This window comes from Actinomycetota bacterium, assembly GCA_036280995.1.
GTDB lineage: Bacteria > Actinomycetota > CALGFH01 > CALGFH01 > CALGFH01 > CALGFH01.
Genome location: DASUPQ010000208.1, coordinates 1 through 6188 on the forward strand (window position 1 = coordinate 1; position 6188 = coordinate 6188).

A 6188-nucleotide genomic window follows, 5' to 3' on the forward strand; every position below is an offset into this window, starting at 1 on the left:
TCGTCGCCCCGCTGCTGCTGGTGGCCACCGTGGTGCTGTCGTTCGCGGCCGCGCTCGGCGTGAGCACCCTGGTCTTCGAGAACGTCTTCGGGTTCGCCGGGGCCGACCCCTCGTTCCCGCTGTGGACGTTCGTGTTCCTGGTCGCCCTCGGCACCGACTACAACATCTTCCTCATGACCCGGGTCCACGAGGAGAGCCGCCGCCACGGGACGCGGCGGGGCGCGCTGATCGGCCTGGCCGCCACCGGCGGGGTGATCACCTCCGCGGGCGTGGTCCTTGCCGGGACGTTCGCCGCCCTCGGCACCCTGCCGCTGGTGTTCGTCACCGAGATCGGCTTCGCGGTCGCCTTCGGGGTGCTGCTGGACACCTTCGTGGTCCGCTCGGTGCTCGTCACCGCGCTCAACCTCGACGTCGGCCGACGGATCTGGTGGCCCAGCCGCCTGTCCCGCGACGAGGACGTCGACCTCGACGAGCTCGTCCGGGAGGAGCCGGCGGCCCTGACCCGCTGACCTTCGGCGCCGGCCTCACAGGTAGGCGTGCTGGCGCAGCCAGCGCATGGCGACCGCGCCCCAGACCGGGGGGATGAAGTAGGTGACCATCCGGAAGGCGATCGCGGTGGACATCGCGGGGGCGTTGGCCACACCAAGGGCGACCAGCCCGGCCGTGTAGGCGGCCTCGGCGACGCCCATGCCGCCGGGCACGGGCATGAACCCGGCGAACAGGCTCGCCAGGGTGTTCACCAGGATCAGCTCGGCCAGGGTGGCGTGGTGCCCGAACGCCCGCAGGCAGAGGCCGAGGATGACGGCCTGGAGCAGCTGCGCTGCCAGGTTGCCGGCGAAGATCATCACGACCTTGGACGGCGAGCGCAGGACCCGCAGCGCCGTGGCAGCCGACGAGGCCTGGGCACGGAGCATCTCGCGGTACCTGGGGACGGCCTCCCGGACCGCACGCCGGTACCTGGGCACGGCCAGCGTGGCGAGCAGGCCGAGCACGACCAGGACCGCGGCCAGGATCAGCAGCCGGTGGCCGCCGGACTCCGACGAGTCACTCGTCGAGGACGTGGCCGTGACGTCGCCGCCCCCCAGGTCCAGGGAGGCCAGCCCGGACAGGCTGGTCACCAGGACCAGCAGGACCTGGGTGATGAACCCGCAGACGCTGGCGATCACGCCGATGGAGAGCGCGGCGCCGCCCTCGATGCCGTTGCGCCCGAAGAAGCGCACGTCGAGGGCGAGCCGGGCCGCCGAGCTCGGCACGGCCAGGGCGATGAACTGGATGGCGTACTCGAGCATGAGGACGGGCCCGAACCGGAGCGGCCGGAACGAGGCGCCGAGGGTGGCCACGGTCTGGGCCACCGGGATGACCGGTGAGAGCAGTGTCGCGGCGGCCAGCCAGCCGAGGTCCGCCCCCTTGAACTCGTCGACCAGGTTGTCCAGCCCGACGTTGGCCACCGCGGAGATCATCGCGTAGGCGACCAGCGCGATCAGGACCACGATGCCGATCGACCGGAGCGACACCCGCCGCAGCTGCGCCAGCTTCGGAAGCTCGACGCCCGAGGCGTCGGCGCAGGCCTTCCGCAGGTCGTCGAGGTCCCAGTCCTGCTCCTTGACCGCGCGCCGGGTCGGCCGCTCCAGCGCCGCCGGCTGCACCAGGGGGAGCACCCGCGCGAGGGCGTCGCTGCCCAGCGCGGCCAGTGCGGCCGCGGCGGCGCGTTCCGGCCCCGCCGCCAGCGCGGTCGCGACCAGGATCCGTGACCGGTCGGCCGCGACGTCGGCGTCGTCGGCCGCCGCCTCCGCGCCCCCGAAGTCGCCGAAGGCCGGTGTCCCGTCGGGCCGGACCACGATGCGGCCGCCGTCGAGCCGCCGATGCGCGACCCCCAGGGCGTGGAGCCGCCCGGCGTTGGCCCAGATGCCCCCCAGGAGCTCGTCGTCGACCTCGCCGGGGTCGAGCGTGCGCAGCGGGCGGCCGGTGATCTCGGTCACGAGCAGGGCGTCGCGCTGGGACGCCATCCCGGCCGCCACCACCGGGAGCACCGCGACGCCGGCCCGCTCGGCCAGCAGGGTGACGAACGCCTCGTGCTCGACCTGCTGGCGGCGGCCCAGCGCGAGGTGCGGCCCGTCGTCCCGGTACCACAGCGAGGACCAGACGGAGGCGAGCAGCTGGCCGTCCCAGGCGTCCCGGCCGTAGATCTTGACCAGCAGGGAGCGCCCGTCCGTCGCCTCGGCAAAGGCGACGGCCACGCCACGGGGCTCCAGCGGCGCCTGGCGGAGCCTGGTCGCGTCGACGCCCAGCTCGGCCAGGGCACCGCCGACCTGGTCGAGGGTGAGCCGGCCCGCCGGGGAGCCGAACAGCAGGTGGACGATGGCGGCCGACCCGATCCCGACGGCGAAGGCCACGATCATCCCGATGGGGAGGCTGGTTCCCAGCGCGACCCCGCCCAGCCCCCCGATCCCGACCACCCACCACCCCACGTAGCGGAACGGCCGCGCCAGGTACGGCGAGGCGGCGACGACCACCGCCGTGGCCAGCGCCAGCCGCACCGCCAGGTAGACCGGGGGCGAGCCGGAGGCGGCGATCGCCCCGACGCTGTCCGACCAGTCGGTCCCGGCCAGCGATCCGGCGACCAGCGCGAACCCGACGGCGAGGGCGCCCCCCAGCAGCTCGTCGAGGAGCAGCCGCTTGCGCCCGCGCGCGAGGAGCACGATGGCGACGAGCACCAGCGACCAGAGGAGCAGCAGGTCGTAGGAGATCTCCCAGAACCATCCGAAGAGCCCGGGAAGCCCCTGGACCAGGTCGGTGACGAGGGAGTCGAGCGAGGTTGGCCCGGGCGCCGGGAAGGTCAGCGTGACCACCGTGGCCACGGCGAGCACGAGGAGCACCACGTCGACGGGACGCCTGGACCGCGGGGCGTCACTGGCCGACGAGAACACCCGGATGTCGCGGCGCCACGCGTGACCGCCCGGCTCGGCCGGGCGCTCGGGACCCGGCGGCGCGACGGCAGGTTCTCGCTGCGTCTCCGTGTCCTGCTCTCCTCCCCACCGGCCAGGACGAACCTGGCCACTCGAGGTGGAGCCTATGCCACGCCCGACCTCCCGTCAGGGTTCACCCTCTCAGGGTGAGGCGGTCGTCCCCGGTCGGTGCCAGGATCACGCCGACAGCGACCCCGGACTACGGGAGTGGGACATGACCGAGCAGACGCCGTCGGGGTACCGGCAGGCCCGAGGCCAGCAGACCACCAGCTGGGCGGTCGGGTTCATCCTGTTCGCCGCCATCATGATGATCATGACCGGCTTCTTCCAGGTCCTGGCCGGCCTGGTGGCCATCTTCGAGAACGAGTTCTACGTCGCCACCCGCAACTACCTCTTCCAGTTCGACGCCACCAGCTGGGGCTGGATCCACCTGCTGGTCGGCCTCCTGGTCGCCTTCGCCGGCTGGAGCCTGCTGTCGGGCCGCACCTGGGCCCGGGCGCTCGCCATCACCCTGGCCGTGCTCAGCGCCGTGGCCAACTTCCTGTTCATCCCCTACTACCCGTTCTGGTCGCTGCTCATCATCGCCCTCGACGTCTTCGTCATCTGGGCCATCGCCGCCCACGGCGGCGAACTCCGGGGCTCCGGGGTCTGAGGGTCAGCCTGTGCAATGAGCCAAGGAACCGTGAGGTGACCAAGCAGACTCCAGATGCCACGTTCACGCGCCTCCGGGAGTCGCGCCAGGCGTCTGCCGAGAGGTCCACCTCCTGGTCGCCGAGGACCGGGAGGACCTGATCCCCGAGGCGATCTCCGCCTACGCCGACGAGGCGCTGCGCGAGATCACCGCCGGTAGCGACAAGGCGGCCTGGCCCAGCGGACCAAGAGCGACACCTGGCTGGCCGGCGAACTCGTCACCGGGGTCCACTCGTACGTGACGACCGACCGGCGGATCACCTTCTGCTAGCGCTGAGCGGGGCGGGCCGGGCCACGGCGGCGTCGCGCCACAGCTCGACCCCGGCCAGCTGCTCGGGCGGGCGGCCGAGCAGGTCGGTGAGGAAGCCGGCCATGGCCCGGCGGTTCGGCATCGGGCCCAGGACCACGGAGGCGACCCGCCAGCGGGCGAGGTCGGCGGCGATCCACCGGCGCAGCGCCGGGGTCAGGGCGGGCGGCCGCCCCGCCGGATGCGGTCGAGGACCCGGGAGGTGGTGGTCGGGGGCGCCTCGCGCAGCGTGCCACCGTCCGGACCGGGGCCGACGAAGTAGCCGCCGGGCATCTTGAACCACATGCCCGCCTGGGCCTGCCAGAGCATCGCCTGGTTGTCCCGTCCCTTCCGGGGAAACGGGACCACCAGGGCGACCCCGTCCCGCGGGAGCGTGGTCACCGCCGCGCCGGTGAAGAACTCTGGCGTGGCCACCGGCGCGGACGAAAGGGGCGCGGACGGGACCAGGAAGGCGAGCGCCAGGACGGCGGCGGCGACGGCCAGGAGGCGGCGGCGCCAGCCGCCGCCCCACAGGTCCTCCAGCGCCACCGCCAGCAGCAGCCCGGCGAACAGGGCGGTGAACAGGGCCAGGCGGGCCGGCACCATGTGCCACAGCACCGGCAGCGACTCGACCACCGTCCAGGGCAGCGGGACGGGGGAGACGAGCCCGCCGACCCGCAGCCGCGACCCGAGCGACAGGACCATGCAGACCACCAGCATGGCGGCGCCGACCCGCACCACCGGGCTCCGCCGCCGGGCGGCGACCAGGGCGACCACGAACAGCAGGGGGATGCCCAGGTAGGTCTCCTTGGTGCCCGTGAACTGGTCGCTGAGGCGGACGGCGGCCTCGGGGGCGATCGCCGACAGCCGGCTCGGCGTCACCAGGGCCAGCAGGTCGCTGGAGCCGCGCACCTCCTCGGTGATGTCGGCGTGGACCCGCGCCGGGCCGGCGATCTGCGCCCGCAGCGGCCACGCGACCAGCACCTCGAACACGACCACGCTCACGGCCAGGGCGGTCGCGGCGTACAGCCCCTTGTCCCGCAGCGAGTGCCGGTTGGCCGCCAGCAGCAGGACGAGCAGCACCAGGCCGAGCAGCACCATCCCGGCGAACACCTCGGCGCCGGTCAGCAGCTGCGCGGCCGCGACCACGCCGAGGCCCACCCCGAGCCAGACCGGCGACCCGCGCTGGCGGTCGAGGATCTCGTCGAGCAGGACGAACAGCCACGGCAGGAGGAAGATCAGGATCAGGTTGGGGTGGTGGGAGTGCCCGACCATCGCCGGCGAGAAGCCGTAGACCAGCCCGCCGCAGGCGGCCGCGCCGTGGCTGGGCACGTAGCGGTGGATCGCCAGATAGGCGCTCCAGGCCGAGAGGCCGTAGGCCAGGGTGACGAGCACGTTGAAGGTCAGCACCGGCCCGAGGAGCAGGGTCAGCGGCGACAGCAGCAGGCCGGGCAGCGGCACCCAGGTGTTCCACATCAGGTTGATGCCGTCGGGATGGTTGAGGTAGTCGCTGACCAGGGGCGAGATGCGGCGCCCGGCCGCGAACGTCGTCCAGCGCAGGAACCAGGCGAAGAGCCCGGGGTCGCCGACGCCGCCCCCCAGCGTCCGGGTCGCCGGCGAGGTCCAGACCGACGCGAGCAGCAGCACGGCCAGCCCCAGGAACCCCAGCAGCACGAGCAGCTGGACGCGGACGGTCCGCACCCGGCCGAGCAGGACGGGCCAGGCCGGGCGCTCGGCCGGGGAGCCGGCGTGGAGCGCGGCCGGCTCGGACGCGAGTCTGAATGTGCCGGCTTTTCGCACTTCTCCGACCTAGGTTTTAGGAACTTCGGACATTGCGGGTTGTTCCGGCTTCTAGGAGATGTTACGCTTTCTGCCGAGCCAGGAGAGCGAAATCAGTCGGACATAATTTCCTCGGCGTCTTTCGCCGTGGAAATGCTTCCTGTCGCCCCTAGCCAGAAGACCCGGGGGGGCGGTCTGCGACTTCGACCTGCCTGGTGCGGGGATGTGCGGCTCTCCGTCGTTCACGAAGTCGGAGCCGAGGAGGTCGAGCCTGGCGAGCTGCGCTTTGGAACCGTACCCCTACCCGGGACCGCCCTCGAGAGGCGACGTCTCTCGACGAGCAAGGAGCTAGCCCATGGTACTGGCGTTCAAGACCGCCACGGTGACGATCCCGCAGACGAACGGGCCGATCACCATCAACGACGATGTGGCCTTCCCGAGGAGGATCCGAGACAAGAACGCCGAGG

At 72.7% G+C, this 6188-nt stretch carries 5 protein-coding genes; 2 read left to right on the forward strand and 3 right to left on the reverse strand.

Annotated features, from left to right (window positions below; translation table 11 throughout):
* Positions 1–509 (forward strand): MMPL family transporter (locus tag VF468_06535; GenBank protein HEX5877962.1); only part of this gene is annotated, 509 nt, incomplete at its 5' end.
* A 15-nt stretch (positions 510–524) separates the two neighbouring features.
* Here VF468_06535 and VF468_06540 read toward each other — a convergent pair.
* Entirely contained in the window at positions 525–2876 is a 2352-nt protein-coding gene (locus VF468_06540) for a lysylphosphatidylglycerol synthase transmembrane domain-containing protein (GenBank protein ID HEX5877963.1), read from the reverse strand.
* A 304-nt stretch (positions 2877–3180) separates the two neighbouring features.
* Between VF468_06540 and VF468_06545 the strand changes: the two genes are divergently transcribed.
* Positions 3181–3618 carry a hypothetical protein gene (locus tag VF468_06545; GenBank protein ID HEX5877964.1) on the forward strand — a complete coding sequence of 146 codons (438 nt, stop codon included), beginning with the start codon at positions 3181–3183 and terminating at the stop codon, positions 3616–3618.
* 295 nt (positions 3619–3913) lie between these two features.
* Here VF468_06545 and VF468_06550 read toward each other — a convergent pair whose 3' ends face one another.
* Positions 3914–4048, reverse strand: a complete 135-nt coding sequence (locus VF468_06550) for a hypothetical protein (protein HEX5877965.1) — start codon at positions 4046–4048, stop codon at positions 3914–3916.
* 71 nt (positions 4049–4119) lie between these two features.
* The gene (locus tag VF468_06555) at positions 4120–5643 is read right to left on the reverse strand and encodes a hypothetical protein (GenBank protein HEX5877966.1); all 1524 of its coding nucleotides are present in this window, start codon (positions 5641–5643) and stop codon (positions 4120–4122) included.
* Between the last annotated feature and the right edge of the window lie 545 nt (positions 5644–6188).